We start from the raw sequence: 15,347 nt of genomic DNA on the forward strand, positions 1-15,347 counted from the left end.
ACCTTAGCCCCGGGAAGGTGACCGGAGGCATACGCGCTTGCCGCCCGGATGTCCTCCGTTATACGGTTCTCTGCATAGTCATGCGGAGGTAAGTATGGGAATCCGGGTCGCTGTCGCCGGTGCGAGTGGGTACGCCGGGGGTGAGCTGCTGCGCCTGATCGCCGGGCACCCCGAGCTCGACCTCGTCGCCGCCACGGCGCACACGCAGGCGGGTATGCCCGCCTCGGCCGTACACCCGCAGCTCGTGGGTTTTGACATGCCGCTCGCCGCCACCGATGCGACCGCGCTGAGCGACGCGGATCTGGTTTTCCTGGCGCTGCCGCACGGGCAGTCGGCGGCGCTCGCCGCACAGGTGCCCGACAGCGTGAAGATCGTCGACCTGGGTGCCGACTTCCGGCTGGCCGACGCCGCGGCCTGGGAGCGGTATTACGGCGGTGCGCATGCCGGGACGTGGACGTACGGGCTGCCCGAGCTGCCCGGGCAGCGCGCCGCCATCGCCGCGAGTCACCGGGTCGCCAACACCGGCTGCTACGCGGCCACCATCACGCTGGCGCTCGCGCCGCTCATCGCCGCCGGCGTGGCCGATCCCGCCGACGTCGTGGTCGTCGCCGCCTCCGGCACCTCGGGGGCCGGGCGCTCGGCGAAGGTGAACCTGCTGGGCAGCGAGGTGATGGGGGACCTGAGCCCCTACAAGGTCGGCGCCCACCAGCACGTGCCCGAGATCAAGCAGGCGACCGGCGCCGATTCGCTGTCGATGACGCCGGTGCTCGCCCCGATGCCGCGCGGCATTCTCGCCACCGTCACGGCCAAGCCGATCGGGCGTACGCACCCCCGCGACGTGCTGGAAGCCGCGTACGCCCAGGAGCCGTTCGTCCACGTGCTGCCCGAGGGCGCCTGGCCGCACACCGCCGCCACGCTCGGTTCCAACTCCTGCCACCTGCAGGCGACGCTGGACGCCGACTCGGGGCGCATCGTCGTGGTGAGTGCGCTCGACAATCTCGGCAAGGGTGCCGCCTCGCAGGCCGTGCAGTGCGCCAACCTCATGCTCGGTCTGCCCGAGACGGCCGGCCTCTCGGCGTACGGGGTGACGCCGTGACCGTCACCTCGCCCAAGGGTTTCCGCGCCTCCGGTGTCGCCGCCGGGCTGAAGGCCAGCGGCGGCGCCGACGTCGCCGTCGTGGTCAACGACGGCCCGGACGCCACCGTCGCCGGTGTCTTCACCGCCAACCGGGTCAAGGCCGCGCCCGTGCTCTGGAGCCAGCAGGTCCTCAAGGGCGGCGTGGTACGCGCGGTCGTGCTCAACTCCGGCGGAGCCAACGCGTGCACCGGTACGCAGGGGTTCCGTGACACCCACGCCACGGCCGAGCACACCGCCGCGGTGCTGCGTAACGGGTCGAAGAAGCCGCTGCTCATCGGCGCGGGCGACGTCGCCGTGTGCTCCACCGGGCTCATCGGTGAGCTGCTGCCGATGGACAAGCTGCTGCCCGGCGTGACCGCCGCGGTGAAGGGGCTGGACGCCGCCGGCGGCGAGCGGGCCGCCGAGGCGATCATGACCACCGACACGGTCGCGAAGAACGTGCACGTCGAACGGGACGGCTGGTCCGTCGGGGGGATCGCCAAGGGTGCCGGGATGCTGGCGCCCGCGCTGGCCACGATGCTGGTGGTGCTGACCACGGACGCCGTGGCCGGCTCGGAGGCCCTGGACACCGCGCTGCGCGAGGCGACCCGGCTCACCTTCGACCGGATCGACGCGGACGGGTGCATGTCCACGAACGACACCGTGCTGTTGCTGGCCAGCGGCGCCTCCGACGTGCAGCCCGACCAGGACGAGCTGACCGCCGCGGTGACCGAGGCCTGCCACACCCTCGCCCAGCAGCTCATCGCCGACGCGGAGGGCGCCACCAAGCACATCGCCATCGAGGTGCTCGGCGCGGCGAGCGAGGCGGACGCGGTCGAGGTCGGGCGTACGGTCGCCGGCAACAACCTGGTCAAGACCGCGATGTTCGGCAACGACCCGAACTGGGGCCGGATCCTCGCCGCGGTCGGCACGACCAAGGCGGCGTTCGCGCCCGACCGGGTCGACGTCGGCGTCAACGGCGTGTGGGTGTGCAAGGGCGGCGCCGCCGCGGAGGATCGCTCCAAGGTGGACCTCAGTGGTCACGACGTCACCATCCAGGTGCACCTGCACGAGGGGGAGATGGACGCGACGATCTGGACCACGGACCTGTCGCACGCGTACGTCCACGAGAACTCGGCGTACAGCACGTGACCCCGCAGGAGAAGGCGGCCGTCCTCATCGAGTCCCTGCCGTGGCTCGAGCGCTTCCACGGCGCGACGGTGGTCATCAAGTACGGCGGCAACGCGATGATCAAACCCGAGCTGCAGCGGGCCTTCGCGGCCGACATGGTCTTCCTCCGGTACGCCGGCATCAAGCCGGTCGTGGTGCACGGCGGCGGCCCGCAGATCTCGGCGATGCTGACGAAGCTCGGCATCGAGACCGAGTTCCGGGGCGGCCTGCGCGTCACCACGCCCGAGGCGATGGACGTTGTCCGGATGGTGCTGGTCGGCCAGGTCGGGCGCGAGCTCGTCGGGCTGATCAACGAGCACGGCCCGTTCGCGGTCGGGCTCTCCGGCGAGGACGCCCGGCTGTTCACGGCCGTCCGCCGTGGCGCGGTGGTCGACGGTGAGCCGGTCGACATCGGCCAGGTCGGCGACGTGGCCGCGGTGGACACGTCGGCGGTCGACGACCTCATCGCCGCCGGGCGCATCCCGGTGGTCGCCACCGTCGCCCCCGACGTCGACGGCGTGGTGCACAACGTCAACGCCGACACCGCCGCATCCGCGCTCGCCGTCGCGCTCGGCGCCCGCAAGCTGGTCGTGCTCACCGACGTGCCGGGCCTCTACACCGACTGGCCGGACACGTCGTCGCTCACCTCGCAGATCGACGCGGACGCGCTGGAGAAGCTGCTGCCGGGCCTGGAGGCGGGGATGGCGCCCAAGATGGAGGCCTGCCTGCGGGCCGTGCGGGGCGGCGTACCCGCGGCGCACGTCGTCGACGGCCGGGTCCCGCACTCGACGCTGCTCGAAGTTTTCACCTCGGAAGGATTCGGGACGATGGTGGTGCCCTCATGAGCGGGCTGATCGAACGCTGGCAGCAGAGCCTGATGAACAACTACGGCACCCCGTCGCTGGGCCTGGTGAGCGGCTCGGGCGCGGTCCTCACGGACGAGGACGGCAACGAGTACGTCGACATGCTCGGCGGCATCGCGGTCAACGCGCTCGGCCACGCCCACCCGGCGGTCGTCCAGGCGGTCACCCAGCAGATCTCCACGCTCGGGCACGTCTCCAACTTCTACGTCGCCGAGCCGCCGGTCGCCCTCGCCGAGCTGCTGCTGGCGCTCGCCGGCCGGCCCGGGCGGGTGATCTTCGGCAACTCGGGCGCCGAGGCCAACGAGGCCGCGTTCAAGCTGTCCCGCCTCACCGGGCGCACCCACGTGGTCGCGACCGAGGGCGGGTTCCACGGCCGCACGATGGGCGCGCTCGCCCTGACCGGGCAGCCGGCCAAGGCAGACCCGTTCCGGCCGCTGCCGGGAGACGTCACCCATGTTCCGTACGGGGACAGCGAAGCACTCGCGGCCGCGGTGACCGACCGGACCGCCATGCTCATCCTCGAGCCGATCCAGGGCGAGATGGGTGTGGTCGTGCCGCCGCCCGGCTACCTCGCCGCGGCCCGAGAGATCTGCACGCGTACCGGCGCGCTGCTGGTGCTCGACGAGGTGCAGACCGGCATCGGGCGTACCGGGCACTGGTTCCACCACCAGAGCGAGGGCGTCGAGCCGGACGTCGTCACGCTCGCCAAGGGCCTCGGCGGCGGCCTGCCCATCGGCGCCTGCCTCGCCTTCGGCCGGGCGGCTGAGCTGTTCACCCCCGGCTCGCACGGCACCACGTTCGGCGGCAACCCGGTGAGCTGCGCGGCCGGCCTCGCGGTCATCCGTACGATCGCGGGCGAGGGGCTGCTCGACCACGTCAAGCGGGTCGGCGAGCTGATCCGCCACGGGGTGGAGGGCCTGCACCACCCGCTGGTCGCCGGCGTCCGGGGCGCCGGCCTGCTGCTCGGCATCGTCCTCACCGAGCAGGTCTCCGCCGAGCTGGCCGGGCGGCTCAGGGACAAGGGTTTCCTGGTCAACGCCGTCCAGCCGGACGCGATCCGGCTCGCTCCGCCGCTGGTGCTCACCACCGAGCAGGCCGAGGCGTTCGTCGCCGCCTTCCGGGAGGTCCTTCCGTGATACGCCACTTCCTGCGGGACGACGATCTGAGCCCGGCCGAGCAGAGCGCCGTGCTCGACCTCGCCGCCGCGATGAAGGCGGACCGGTTCGGTTTCCGGCCGCTGGCGGGACCGCGGTCGGTCGCCGTCTTCTTCGACAAGGTGAGCCTGCGGACCCGGCTCTCGTTCGAGACCGGCATCTCGGAGCTGGGCGGCAACGCGATGATCGTGGACACTCAGGCCACCCACTTCGGGCGCGGGGAGTCGCTGGCCGACGCCGGCCGGGTCGTCTCGCGTTACGTGTCGGCGATGGTGTTCCGCACCTCCGGCGACGAGCGGCTCGCCGAGCTCGCCTCCGACGTGCAGGTGCCGGTGGTCAACGCGCTGACCGACGGCTTCCACCCCTGTCAGCTGCTCGCCGACCTGCAGACGATCCGGGAGCGGCTCGGTGCGACGGCCGGGCGGACGCTGACGTACGTCGGGGACGCGGCGAACAACATGGCGCACTCGTACCTGCTGGCCGGCGCCACCGCGGGCATGCACGTGCGGGTCGCCGGCCCGGCCGGGTTCGACCCCGATCCGGCGGTCGTGGCGGAGGCGAGCGAGATCGCCGTCGGCACCGGCGGGTCGATCAGCGTGCTGCGGGATCCGTACGAGGCCGCGAAGGGCGCCGAGGTGCTGGCCACCGACGCGTGGACCTCGATGGGCCAGGAGGACGACGGGATCGACCGGCTCACCCCGTTCCGGCCGTACCAGGTCAACCAGGACCTGCTCGCCGTGGCCGCACCGGGCGCGATCGTCCTGCACTGCCTGCCGGCGCACCGCGGCGAGGAGATCACCGACGAGGTGATGGACGGCCCGCAGAGCGCGGTCTTCGACCAGGCCGAGAACCGCCTGCACGCGCAGAAGGCGCTGCTGGCCTGGCTGCTGGAGAACAGTTCGTCATGACCGGTCCGGGCACCCGCGCCGCGCGGCACGCGCGCATCGTCGACCTCGTCCGGGACAAGGCCGTGCGCTCGCAGACGGAACTCGCCGAGCTGCTCGCCCTGGACGGCGTCCAGGTCACCCAGGCGACGCTCTCGCGCGACCTCGAGGAGCTGCGCGCCGTCAAGGTCGGCGGCGTGTACGTCATCCCCGAGGACGGGCTGCCCGCGCTGCGCCCGGCCGAGCAGGCGCCGGCCCGCCTCATCCGGCTGCTGCGCGAGTTGCTGAACTCGGTCGACGTCAGCGGCAACCTGGTCGTGCTGCGGGTGCCGCCCGGCGCCGCGCAGTTCCTGGCCAGCGCCCTCGACCGGTCCGGGCTGCCGGACGTGGTCGGCACGATCGCCGGCGACGACACCATCCTCGTGGTGGCCCGCGAGCCGGCCCCCGACACCGGGTCGGGCGCCCGGCTCGCCGAGAAGCTCACGGCGTGGAGCCGTACGGACAACGAAGGGATCCTGCCGTGATCGCGCAGCAGCCCGCCGTCGAGGCCCACTTCCCGGGCTTCGCCGACAACATGCAGAAGCTCCAGGGGCACGGGCTCGAGTTCTACCTCGCCTCCAACGACACGCTGCGCCCGTTCCTCAACGAGGCGCCGTACGGCCACAAGCTCGCCTGGCTCGACTTCACCGACACGAGCGCGGACAAGGGCTGGGACACCGGCGAGTTCCTCAACCTCTTCAACGTGATCAACGGCATCGCGTTCGGCGACCGGGGCATCCCGATGCCGCAGTGGGTGATGGTCGACCTGATCCTCATGCCGTCGGCCGCGGTGATCGCCGCCCTGCCCCAGGCCCAGTTCACCGAGACGCTGGAGACCAGCGCCTTCGACGACGACGCCAAGCGGCACCTGCGTGCGGTCTTCGAGAAGGTCAAGCAGAGCGACTACAACGGGCCCATCCCGATCGGCGGCTACTGCGCGGCGCCCAGCGCGGCGCCCGGCACCTGGGTCGGCTGGTCACTGTGGTCGGTGATGACCAACGTCGGCCTGGGCCGGGCGCTCAAGGCCCTCGCGTTGTCGGTCTACCAGGCCAAGAAGCTCGACGGCGTGACCCAGTACGACAACACCGCCCTGCGGGTGCACACCCGGTTCGGCCGCATGCAGATCCTGGTGGCGACCGTGCCTTTCCACACCTCGCCCGGATCGTTCGTCTACGAGAACGACTTCACCGTCCCGCCGGCCGAGTCCGAGCCGGAGCCGACGTTCCTGCTCGACCCGTTCGACTACGAGCGGCAGCGGGCCATGCAGAAGGCCATCGAGGCCCGGGAGCACACCTACTACGTGCTTAAGCCCGGCCACCTCGTGCAGGACGGGACGTCGTACGTGCCGATCCTGGAACTCCCGTACCCGTCCGAAGGAATCTGATGTCCAAGCGCAAGATCGTCCTCGCGTTCTCCGGCGGCCTCGACACGTCGTACGCCCTGGTCTCCCTGCGGGAGCAGGGCTGGGAGGTGCTGACCGCCAACATCGACACCGGCGGCCTGCACAGCGGCGAGGCGGATGTGGTCCGCAAGCGCGCGGAGGAGCTCGGCGCGGCGCAGCACTTCGTCATCGACGCCCGCGAGGAGCTCTACTCCCGCGTCATCACGTACGCGATCAAGGCCAACTACCTGCGCAACGGCGGCTATCCCTCCTGCGTGGGGGCCGAGCGGCTGGTGCAGGCCGAGAAGGTCGTGCAGGCCGCCATCGACAACGGCGCGGACGCGGTGGCGCACGGCTCGACGGGCGCGGGCGCCGACCACGTGCGCTACGACTCGGTCATCCGCGCGCTGGCCCCGCAGATGGAGATCATCACCCCGATCCGCGACGAGCGGCTCACCCGCGAGTACGAGCGCGACTACCTGCGCGAGCGCGGCTTCGAGACGCCGGAGAAGGTCACCACGTACTCGATCAACGAGGGGCTGATCGGCACCTCGATCGGCGGCAAGGAGACCTACGGGTCGTGGGACTACCTGCCCGAGGACGCATGGACGTACACGAAATCCATCGCCGACGCACCCGAGGCGGGCATCGAACTGATCCTGTCGTTCGACAAGGGTGAGGTCGTCTCGGCGACCACGGCCGACGGCACGGCCATCGAGGGTACGGGCCCCGGCGCGCCCAACTACGCGATCCTGCGCGCCCTCAACGTCCTGGCCGCCGAGCACGGCGTCGGCCGCGGCATCCACATGGGTTCGACGATGGTCGGGAACCTGGCCCGGGTCGGCTTCGAGGCGCCGGGCATGCTGACGCTGATCGCCGCGCACCGCGAGCTGGAGCGGCTGGTGCTCAGCAACCGGCAGCAGGCCACCAAGGCGCAGCTCGGCAACGCGTACGGCGATCTGCTGCACGAGGCCGTCTACTACGACCCGATCCTCGACGACTTCCGGGCGTTCCTGGACAGCAGCCAGCAGCGGGTCACCGGCGACGTCCGCGTCAAGCTGATCAAGGGCAACGTGATCCCGCTGGGCAGCCGCAGCCCGCACAGCCTGCTGGACGCGGCCACCCGGCAGGGCGTCGTCTACGGCTACGGCTCCTCACTGTGGACCGGCGAGCAGGCCCGCGCCTTCGCCCACATGTACGCCATCCCCGGCGCCATCGCCAAGAACGCTGTGTAGATGGCCTCGCCCCGCTCGGCGGGCACTGCGCCCCGGGAAGCCGTTGTCGGGGGCAGTGCGACTCCGGTTGCGCTTCGGCCCGAGGGGAGCTTGTCAGCTCAACCAGGTGGTCAGCACGCGTTCGCATTCGCGGATCTGCGCGACGGGCACGTGCTCGTTGTCGGTGTGGGCCAGCAGCGGGTCGCCGGGTGCGTAGTTGACGGCCGGGATGCCGAGTTCGGCGAAGCGCGCCACGTCCGTCCAGCCGTACTTGGCCACCGGCTCGCGGCCCACCACGGCCACGAACTCCGCGGCGGCCGGCAGGTCGAGGCCCGGGCGCGCGGCCGGCGCCTTGTCGCGCAGCTCCAGCTCGTAACCGGCGAAGAACTCCTGGAGGTGGGCGAAGGCGTCGTCGATGCTGCGGTCCGGTGCGAACCGGTGGTTGATGTCGATGACGCACTCGTCCGGAATGACGTTGCCGGCGATGCCGCCCTGGACGTTGACCGCGTTGAGGCCCTCGCGGTATTCGAGGCCGTCGACCACCACCCGACGCGGCTCGTAGGCGTTGAGGATCGCCAGCACGGGCGCGGCGGCGTGGATCGCGTTGACGCCCGCCCATGCCCGGGCCGAGTGCGCGGCCTTGCCCTTCAGCGTGATCCGCACGCGCATGGTGCCCTGGCAGCCGCCCTCGACGCCGGCGTTCGACGGTTCGCCGAGGATCGCGAAGTCGCCGGCCAGCCAGTCGGGGTGGTTGCGCACCAGGCGGCCGAGCCCGCTCTTGACCGAGGCGACCTCCTCGTTGTCGTAGCAGACGAACGTGAGGTCGTGCCGCGGGTCCGTGACCGTCGCGGCGATGCGCAGCTGGGTGGCCAGGCCGGCCTTCATGTCGCAGGTGCCGCGGCCGTAGAGCAGCTCGGCGTCGCCCTCGCCGGTGGTCCAGGTGGGCAGGTTGTCCTTGATGGGCACCGTGTCCAGGTGCCCGGCGAGCACGATGCGCCGGTCCCGCCCGAGCTGCGTACGGGCCACCACGGCGTCGCCGTCGCGCAGCACCTCGAGGTGCCCGAGCTTGCGCAGGGCGCCCTCGACGGCGTCGGCGATGGCGGCCTCCGTGCCGCTGACGGAGGGTATGTCGCACAGCGCGCGGGTCAATGAGACAACATCATCGTGCAGGTCGAGCGTCATGGGGTCGACCCTATCGTCGGACCCCCAACCGATTTGGAGAAGGAGTGAGCCCGTGCCGGAGACCGAGGGTCCGACCAGGCTGTGGGGTGGCCGGTTCGCCGGTGGGCCGGCCGACGCGCTGGCCCGCCTGAGCGTCAGCGTGCACTTCGACTGGCGGCTGGCGCCGTACGACATCGCCGCCTCCCGGGCGCACGCGCGGGTGCTGGCCGGCGCCGGGCTGCTCGACGCCGACGAGCTCGGCAAGATGCTGGCCGCCCTCGACGACCTCGAGTCGGCGTGCGCGGCGGGGGAGTTCCGCCCGACCGTCGAGGACGAGGACGTGCACACCGCGCTGGAACGCGGCCTGCTGGAGCGCCTCGGCGCGCTCGGCGGCAAGCTGCGCGCGGGCCGCTCCCGCAACGACCAGGTCGCCACGGACCTGCGCCTCTACCTGCGCGACCACGCCCGCGGGGTGGCCGCCGCCGTGGTCGAGCTCGCCGACGCGCTGATGGAACAGGCCGGCCGCCACGTCGACACCCCGGCGCCGGGGCTCACCCACGTGCAGCACGCCCAGCCGGTGAGCTTCGGGCACTGGCTGCTCGCCCACGTCCAGCCGCTGCTGCGCGACCTCGAGCGGCTGCGGGACTGGGACGAGCGTACGGCCATCTCCCCGCTCGGCTCCGGCGCGCTGGCCGGTTCCTCCCTGCCGCTGGACCCGGCAGCGGTCGCCAAGGAACTCGGCTTCAAGGCGCCGGTGCAGAACTCCATGGACGGCGTCGCCGACCGAGACTTCGTGGCCGAGTTCCTCTTCATCACCAGCCTCATCGGTGTGCACCTGTCCCGCCTCGGCGAGGAGGTGGTGCTCTGGACCTCCACCGAGTTCGGCTGGGTGATCCTCGACGACGCGTTCGCCACCGGCTCGTCGATCATGCCGCAGAAGAAGAACGCCGACATCGCCGAGCTGGCGCGGGGCAAGGCCGGACGGCTCATCGGCGGCCTGGTCGCGGTCCTCACCATGCTCAAGGGCCTGCCGCTCACCTACGACCGCGACATGCAGGAGGACAAGGAGCCGGCCTTCGACGCGGTCGACACCCTTCAGCTCCTGCTGCCGGCGCTGGCGGGGATGATCTCGACGATGACCGTACGGGTGGACAAGCTCGCGGCGGCGGCGCCGGTCGGCTTCTCCCTCGCCACGGAGGTGGCGGACTGGCTGGTCCGCAAGGGTGTCGCGTTCCGCGACGCGCACGAGATCACCGGCCGCCTGGTGGCCCTGTGCGCGGCGCGTGAGTGCGAGCTCGAGGACGTGACCGACGACGACCTCAAGACGGTCAGCGAGCACCTCGACCCTTCGGTGCGCGAGGTGCTGTCGGTACGCAGTGCGCTGGCCGCGCGGACCACGCCGGGCTCGACCGGGCCCGGACCGGTCGCCGACCAGCTCCAGACGGCCTCCGACAAGCTCGACGGCTGGCGCGAGTGGGCGATCGAGCGGGTCGTGCCGCGCTGACGCCCGCCCTCCGGGTCAGACGGGGATCTTGTCGTTCTCGTCTGACCGGCGGGCCTGGCCGGGGATCTCGGCCGCGGCCCGGGGCGTCCGGACCCGGCGCACGACCGCCAGCGTCAGCGCGACGACGACGGCCGCCCCGGTGACCGCACCGACCGTGGCGGTCGGCACGTCCAGGAGCTTCAGCGAGCTGGCGAGCAGCACCACGACGAGCGCGGTCCGCACGATCCCGCCCGGCGCGCGGGACGAGATGCGGGCGCCGATGAGCACGCCCGGGATCGAGCCGAGCAGGACCGCGCCGGCCAGGTCCAGCTTGAGGTCGCCGAAGAACGCGTGCCCCACGGCCGCCGACAGCACCAGGGGAATCGCCTGCACCAGGTCCGTGCCGACGAGGTCGTTCGCGCGCAGCTTCGGGTAGAGGGCGAGCAGCGCCACGATGATCAGCGAGCCGGAGCCGACGCTGGTCAGCCCGACGATGAGACCGCCCCCGACGCCGATCAGCAGCGTCGGCAGCGGGCGTACCGTGATCGGCTCGGCCGGCCCGTCGCCCGTCCGGCGGCGGCCCGCCCAGGCCTTGAGCAGCATGCCGCCGGCGGCGAGCAGCAGCGCCACCCCGAGCGAGATCTTGATCGTGTGCTGCACGGTCTCGTCGTCGCCGAGCAGTCGCAGCAGCAGGACCCCGCAGAAGGCGCTGGGCACGCTGCCCGCGCACAACCAGCCGACGAGCTTCCAGTTCACCGTGCCGCGCCGGGCGTGCACGAACCCGCCGAACGGCTTCATCACGGCGCTGGCGGCGAGGTCGCTGGAGACGGCGGCCACCGGCGGGATGCCGAAGACCAGCACGAGGATCGGCGTCATCAGGGCGCCGCCGCCCATGCCGGTGAGCCCGACCACGATGCCGACGCCGAGTCCGGCGAGCGCCAGGGTGAGATCCATGGCCCGAGTCTCGGTGAGAATCCCTGCCTTGTCTACTAACTGGGTCGACTTTATGGAGTTTTCTCGCCGGTCTCCCAAAGGTTGGAACGACCGGGGCCCGCGTAGCGTCCGCCGGAAGGGGTAAAGAGCCCGCCATGGAGCAACTGCAGTGGCTGGCGGTCGTCCGGCACGGCCTGAGCACAGGCAACGTGATCGCCGAGAAGGCGGAGACCGGCGGCCTGGAGGCGATCGACATCCCCGAGCGGGACGCGGACGTCCCGCTGTCCGGCACCGGGCGCGAGCAGGCGGAAGCGGTCGGCAAGTGGCTCGCCGGGCTGCCGGCGGACGAGCGGCCCGGCATCGCCGTGGTGTCGCCGTACCTGCGGACCCGGCAGACCGCGGAGATCGCGCTCGGCGACAGCGGGATTCCGTCCGTGGTCGACGAGCGCCTGCGCGACCGGGAGCTCGGCATCCTGGACCTGCTCACCGGGCGGGGCGTACAGGCGCGGCTGCCGCAGGAGTACGCCCGCCGCGCCCGGCTCGGCAAGTTCTACTACCGGCCGCCCGGCGGTGAGTCGTGGGCGGACGTGCTGCTGCGGCTGCGGTCGCTGCTGCGCGAACTGCGGGAGGACCACCCGGGCGGGCGGGTGCTGCTGTTCGCCCACGAGGCGACCCATCTGCTCGTACGGTATCTGGCGGAACAGCTCAGCGAGGCCGAGCTCATGAAGATCGCGCACGCGACCACGGTGGCGAACTGTGCGATCAGCTCGTGGCGGCGCGACGGTGAGACGCTGCGCGCGGAGATGTTCAACGAGGTGGTGCACCTGCACGAGGAGGGCGCACCGGCCACGAAGCAGGAGGACGTCGATGCCGAGCCGGTCTGACGAGGAGGTCATCACCCCGCGGCTGCTGCGGGACTGGCCGCTGCCGGATCCGCAGGGCGACAAGGAGTCCCGCGGCACCGTACTCGTGGTCGGCGGTTCCCGGTTCACGCCCGGCGGCGTCCTGCTCGCCGGGGTGGCCGCGCTGCGGGCCGGCGCCGGGCGGCTGCAGCTGGCCGTGACCGGGTCGACGGCGACCGCGCTCAGCATCGCCGTGCCCGAGGCGAAGGTCGTCGGCCTGCCCGAGACGGACGGCGGGTCGGTCTCCGGCGACGTGCCCGGGCACCTGCTGGAGCTCGCCGCGGGTGCGGACGTGCTGGCGATCGGGCCGGGCCTGGACGACGTCGAGGAGACCGGCCGGTTGCTGCACCGTCTCCTGGACGCGGCCGGCAAGGACGCGGCGGTGGTGCTGGACGCGTACGCCCTGGGCGCCCTCAGCAAGGAGCCGGACCTGCTCGCCGGGCGCTCCCAGCGGGTCGTCCTCACCCCCAACGTGACCGAGGCCGGTCACCTGCTCGGCCGCGACCCCGGCGACGACCTGGCCGCCGAGGCGGGGGAGCTGGCGCGCCGCTACGAGTGCGTCGTCTCCCTGTACGGCCACATCGCCGCCCCCGGCGGCCGCGCCTGGCGCGAGGAGAGCGGCGACGCCGGCCTCGGCACCTCGGGCAGTGGCGACGTACGGGCCGGAATCGTCGCCGGGCTGCTCGGCCGGGGTGCCGAACCCGCACAGGCGGCCTGCTGGGGTGCGTTCGCCCACGCGGTCAGCGGTCAGCGGCTCGCCCCGCGCTACGGCCGTACCGGGTTTCTCGCCCGCGAACTTGTGGACGAGGTCGCATACACGATTGCCACCGTCTGAAGCGGGTACGGGTTCGACATACGTCAGAGAAGGGAGAGATTCTCATGCCCACCGCACGCGAGATCATGACCCCCGACGTCACCTGCATCGGCGAGAAGGAGTCCCTGGCCGAGGCCGCCCACAAGATGGCCGACCTGGGCGTCGGTTCGCTGCCGATCTGCGGCGAGGACAACCGGCTCAAGGGCATGGTGACCGACCGCGACATCGTGGTGAAGGCGCTGGCCCAGGACCGCAACCCGGGCGACATCACCGCCGGCGAGCTCGGGCAGGGCAAGCCCGTGACGATCGGCGCGGACGACGACGCCGCCGAGATCCTGCGCACCATGGCGCAGCACAAGGTGCGGCGGCTCCCGGTCATCGACGGTCACCAGCTGGTCGGCATCGTCGCGGTCGCCGACGTGGCACGCGCCCTGCCGGACCGCCCGGTCGGCGACCTCATCGACGCGATCTCCGAATGATCGTTTTCTGAACCTGGTTCGAATATCTGTCTCATCGGGGCCCTGACAGTCCTACTCTCTGGTAGATAGAGGTTCATGACTGTCATTCCCAGCGCTGAGGGTGCGGTCGACCGCCGCACCCTCCTGCGTCTCGCCGGCCTCTCCGCCGGCGCCGGCCTCGTCGCCGCCGCCACCCTGCCCGGCGAGGCCCATGCCGCCGCCGGCGTCTTCCAGCACGGTGTCGCCTCCGGCGATCCGCTGCCCGGAGGCATCCTGCTCTGGACCCGGGTCACCCCGACCGCCGACTCCGTGCCCGGCTCGGGCGCGGGCCCGGACGTCACCGTGACCTGGCAGATCGCCGCCGACGCCGGCTTCTCGAGCGTCGTGCAGTCCGGCGAGGTGCGTACCGGTCCCGCCCGCGACCACACCGTCAAGGTCGACGTGGCCGGGCTGAGGCCGGCCACGACGTACTGGTTCCGTTTCGGCTACGAGGGCGCCTGGTCGCCGGTGGGCCGGACGATGACCGCGCCTAGTGCCGACGCCGCGATCAGCCGGTTGCGGATGGGTGTCGTCTCGTGCGCCAGCTGGGAAGCCGGCTACTTCTCCGCCTATCGGCACCTCGCCGAGCGCGGGGATCTCAACCTGGTCGTGCACCTGGGTGACTACATCTACGAGTACGGCACCGGGGAGTTCGGCGCCCGGGGCGTGGTCGTGCGCCCCACCAAGCCGGAGCACGAGACCGTGAGCCTGGCCGACTACCGGATCCGGCACGCCCTGCACAAGACGGACCCGGATCTGCAGGCGCTGCACGCCTCGGTGCCGTGGATCATCACCTGGGACGACCACGAGGTCGCCAACGACATGTGGAGCGACGGCGCCGAGAACCACACGCCGGCCACCGAGGGCGACTTCGGGGCCCGCAAGGCGGCGTCGCGGCAGGCCTATGCGGAGTGGATGCCCGTACGTCTCGGCGCCGACGGTCACATCTACCGGCGGCTGCGCTACGGCAACCTCGTGGAGCTGTCCATGCTGGACCTGCGGACGTACCGTTCGAAGCAGGTCAGCGGCATCGACGGCGGCGACATCGACGATCCGGCCCGCACGATCGCCGGCGGCGACCAGCTGGAGTGGCTCACCGACGGGCTGGTCGGCAGCACCGCGAAGTGGAAGCTCGTCGGCAACCCGGTGATGATCTCGCGGCTCGACCTGGCCACCCTGCCGGCCTGGCTGCTCGGCCCGCTGGGTGACCTGCTCGGGATCCCCGACAACGGCGTGATCGTCAACCCCGACCAGTGGGACGGCTACAACGCCGACCGCGAGCGGCTCGTGGACGCCCTGCGCGCGGCACACACCCGCGACGTCGTCTTCATCACCGGCGACATCCACACCTCGTGGGCGAACGAGCTGACGACCAAGGACACCGGTACGCGCAACCCGGCCGCCGCCGAGTTCGTGGTGCCGTCGGTGACCAGCGACAACATCGACGACTACCTGGGCACCTCGCCGGGCGGCCCGCTGAGCGTGCTGGCCGCCGACCTGATCAAGGCGACGAACCAGCACGTCAAGTGGGTGGAGACCGACGGGCACGGCTACGGCGTCCTGGAGGTCACCACCGATCGCTGCCGGATGGACTGGTACCACCTCGTCGACCGGACGAAGAAGGACACGGCCGCGCGCTGGGTGACCGGCTGGTCGGTCGGCACGGGCTCCTCGAAGATCCGCAAGGAGTCCGCGCCGCGCTGACCGGGCCCGGGGTGGGGATCGCGGGACCCGAC

Annotated in this window: 15 protein-coding genes; 13 read left to right on the forward strand and 2 right to left on the reverse strand. The window is 71.9% G+C overall.

The window, feature by feature from the left end:
• Positions 1 to 94: 94 nt before the first annotated feature.
• From argC to argG, 8 genes are read left to right on the forward strand one after another with little or no spacing between them, the layout of a single operon-like run.
• Entirely contained in the window at positions 95 to 1,096 is a 1,002-nt protein-coding gene (gene argC / locus ACIBO8_RS18135; protein WP_396116357.1) for an N-acetyl-gamma-glutamyl-phosphate reductase, read from the forward strand.
• On the forward strand, positions 1,093 to 2,268 hold the full coding sequence (gene argJ / locus ACIBO8_RS18140) for a bifunctional glutamate N-acetyltransferase/amino-acid acetyltransferase ArgJ (RefSeq protein WP_396116358.1): 1,176 nt from the start codon (positions 1,093 to 1,095) through the stop codon (positions 2,266 to 2,268). The genes argC and argJ overlap by 4 nt, the downstream gene beginning before the upstream one ends.
• Positions 2,265 to 3,131: an acetylglutamate kinase gene (argB, locus tag ACIBO8_RS18145; RefSeq protein WP_396116359.1), complete on the forward strand. Its 867-nt coding sequence runs from the start codon at positions 2,265 to 2,267 to the stop codon at positions 3,129 to 3,131. The genes argJ and argB overlap by 4 nt, the downstream gene beginning before the upstream one ends.
• Complete coding sequence (locus tag ACIBO8_RS18150) at positions 3,128 to 4,285, forward strand: acetylornithine transaminase (protein WP_396116360.1); 1,158 nt, start codon at positions 3,128 to 3,130, stop codon at positions 4,283 to 4,285. Before argB ends, ACIBO8_RS18150 begins: the two co-directional genes overlap by 4 nt.
• Positions 4,282 to 5,211 (forward strand): ornithine carbamoyltransferase, encoded by a 930-nt coding sequence (gene argF, locus ACIBO8_RS18155; protein ID WP_396116361.1) that lies wholly within the window; start codon positions 4,282 to 4,284, stop codon positions 5,209 to 5,211. The genes ACIBO8_RS18150 and argF overlap by 4 nt, the downstream gene beginning before the upstream one ends.
• Complete coding sequence (locus tag ACIBO8_RS18160; RefSeq protein ID WP_396116362.1) at positions 5,208 to 5,711, forward strand: arginine repressor; 504 nt, start codon at positions 5,208 to 5,210, stop codon at positions 5,709 to 5,711. Before argF ends, ACIBO8_RS18160 begins: the two co-directional genes overlap by 4 nt.
• Positions 5,708 to 6,610: a hypothetical protein gene (locus ACIBO8_RS18165; RefSeq protein WP_396116363.1), complete on the forward strand. Its 903-nt coding sequence runs from the start codon at positions 5,708 to 5,710 to the stop codon at positions 6,608 to 6,610. Before ACIBO8_RS18160 ends, ACIBO8_RS18165 begins: the two co-directional genes overlap by 4 nt.
• A complete protein-coding gene (gene argG / locus ACIBO8_RS18170; RefSeq protein ID WP_396116364.1) occupies positions 6,610 to 7,842 on the forward strand; it encodes an argininosuccinate synthase in 1,233 nt (410 codons plus the stop codon). The genes ACIBO8_RS18165 and argG overlap by 1 nt, the downstream gene beginning before the upstream one ends.
• Before the next feature lie 93 nt (positions 7,843 to 7,935).
• Here the strand turns inward: argG and dapE are convergent, their stop codons facing one another.
• Positions 7,936 to 9,003: a succinyl-diaminopimelate desuccinylase gene (dapE, locus tag ACIBO8_RS18175; protein ID WP_396116365.1), complete on the reverse strand. Its 1,068-nt coding sequence runs from the start codon at positions 9,001 to 9,003 to the stop codon at positions 7,936 to 7,938.
• A 52-nt stretch (positions 9,004 to 9,055) separates the two neighbouring features.
• Between dapE and argH the strand changes: the two genes are divergently transcribed.
• Complete coding sequence (gene argH, locus ACIBO8_RS18180; RefSeq protein ID WP_396116366.1) at positions 9,056 to 10,486, forward strand: argininosuccinate lyase; 1,431 nt, start codon at positions 9,056 to 9,058, stop codon at positions 10,484 to 10,486.
• Between the two features lie 15 nt (positions 10,487 to 10,501).
• Here argH and ACIBO8_RS18185 read toward each other — a convergent pair whose 3' ends face one another.
• Positions 10,502 to 11,419 carry a sulfite exporter TauE/SafE family protein gene (locus ACIBO8_RS18185; RefSeq protein WP_396116367.1) on the reverse strand — a complete coding sequence of 306 codons (918 nt, stop codon included), beginning with the start codon at positions 11,417 to 11,419 and terminating at the stop codon, positions 10,502 to 10,504.
• Positions 11,420 to 11,553: 134 nt separating this feature from the next.
• Between ACIBO8_RS18185 and ACIBO8_RS18190 the strand changes: the two genes are divergently transcribed.
• The 4 genes from ACIBO8_RS18190 to ACIBO8_RS18205 all read left to right on the forward strand — a co-directional run bounded on the left by ACIBO8_RS18190 (position 11,554) and on the right by ACIBO8_RS18205 (position 15,315).
• Positions 11,554 to 12,282 carry a histidine phosphatase family protein gene (locus tag ACIBO8_RS18190; protein ID WP_396116368.1) on the forward strand — a complete coding sequence of 243 codons (729 nt, stop codon included), beginning with the start codon at positions 11,554 to 11,556 and terminating at the stop codon, positions 12,280 to 12,282.
• Positions 12,266 to 13,135, forward strand: a complete 870-nt coding sequence (locus ACIBO8_RS18195) for an NAD(P)H-hydrate dehydratase (RefSeq protein ID WP_396116369.1) — start codon at positions 12,266 to 12,268, stop codon at positions 13,133 to 13,135. Before ACIBO8_RS18190 ends, ACIBO8_RS18195 begins: the two co-directional genes overlap by 17 nt.
• Positions 13,136 to 13,179: 44 nt before the next feature.
• Positions 13,180 to 13,593, forward strand: a complete 414-nt coding sequence (locus ACIBO8_RS18200; RefSeq protein ID WP_396116370.1) for a CBS domain-containing protein — start codon at positions 13,180 to 13,182, stop codon at positions 13,591 to 13,593.
• A 75-nt stretch (positions 13,594 to 13,668) separates the two neighbouring features.
• Entirely contained in the window at positions 13,669 to 15,315 is a 1,647-nt protein-coding gene (locus ACIBO8_RS18205) for an alkaline phosphatase D family protein (RefSeq protein ID WP_396116371.1), read from the forward strand.
• The last annotated feature ends 32 nt before the right edge of the window (positions 15,316 to 15,347 follow it).

Origin of the sequence: Actinoplanes sp. NPDC049681, assembly GCF_044465265.1 — a bacterium.
In the GTDB taxonomy this organism is placed as follows: domain Bacteria; phylum Actinomycetota; class Actinomycetes; order Mycobacteriales; family Micromonosporaceae; genus Actinoplanes.

Coding starts and splice junctions, on each gene's coding strand:
- argC (WP_396116357.1), top strand. CDS start 95: ATGGGAATCCGGGTCGCTGTCGCCGGTGCGAGTGGGTACGCCGGGGGT.
- ACIBO8_RS18150 (WP_396116360.1), top strand. CDS start 3,128: ATGAGCGGGCTGATCGAACGCTGGCAGCAGAGCCTGATGAACAACTAC.
- ACIBO8_RS18160 (WP_396116362.1), top strand. CDS start 5,208: ATGACCGGTCCGGGCACCCGCGCCGCGCGGCACGCGCGCATCGTCGAC.
- argG (WP_396116364.1), top strand. CDS start 6,610: ATGTCCAAGCGCAAGATCGTCCTCGCGTTCTCCGGCGGCCTCGACACG.
- dapE (WP_396116365.1), bottom strand. CDS start 9,003: ATGACGCTCGACCTGCACGATGATGTTGTCTCATTGACCCGCGCGCTG.
- ACIBO8_RS18185 (WP_396116367.1), bottom strand. CDS start 11,419: ATGGATCTCACCCTGGCGCTCGCCGGACTCGGCGTCGGCATCGTGGTC.
- ACIBO8_RS18190 (WP_396116368.1), top strand. CDS start 11,554: ATGGAGCAACTGCAGTGGCTGGCGGTCGTCCGGCACGGCCTGAGCACA.
- ACIBO8_RS18195 (WP_396116369.1), top strand. CDS start 12,266: ATGCCGAGCCGGTCTGACGAGGAGGTCATCACCCCGCGGCTGCTGCGG.
- ACIBO8_RS18200 (WP_396116370.1), top strand. CDS start 13,180: ATGCCCACCGCACGCGAGATCATGACCCCCGACGTCACCTGCATCGGC.
- ACIBO8_RS18205 (WP_396116371.1), top strand. CDS start 13,669: ATGACTGTCATTCCCAGCGCTGAGGGTGCGGTCGACCGCCGCACCCTC.